The 260-nt window shown below is 76.5% G+C and carries 1 protein-coding gene; it reads left to right on the top strand.

The genetic code is table 11. From position 1 onward, the window contains the following. Positions 1-35: 35 nt before the first annotated feature. A partial coding sequence (locus D471_RS33720; RefSeq protein WP_206538927.1) for a hypothetical protein occupies positions 36-260 on the top strand: 225 nt, incomplete at its 3' end.

The following is a 260-nucleotide window of genomic DNA, read 5'->3' as shown; positions in this document are numbered from 1 at the left end:
TGTTCTCGCTCTTCCTGGGCGTGGGGGTGTCGTCGATGAACGCGCACGTGGGGCTGTTCGCCGCCGACGAGCTGGGGTTGGCCCCGGTGGCGGCGGGTCTGGTGGTGGCGGTCCTGGGTGTGGCCGGGGTACTGGGCCGGGTGCTGTGGGCGGCGAGGGCCGACCGCCGGGGACCGTTCGGCCTGCTGGCTCCGCTGGCGGGCGGGGCCGTCCTGGGGCCCGTGCTGCTGGTGGCGGCGGCGTGGGTTCCGGCGCTGGTG

The sequence above is a fragment of the Nocardiopsis lucentensis DSM 44048 genome (assembly GCF_000341125.1).
GTDB lineage: Bacteria > Actinomycetota > Actinomycetes > Streptosporangiales > Streptosporangiaceae > Nocardiopsis > Nocardiopsis lucentensis.
This window is presented reverse-complemented; position numbering and strand designations above follow the sequence as displayed.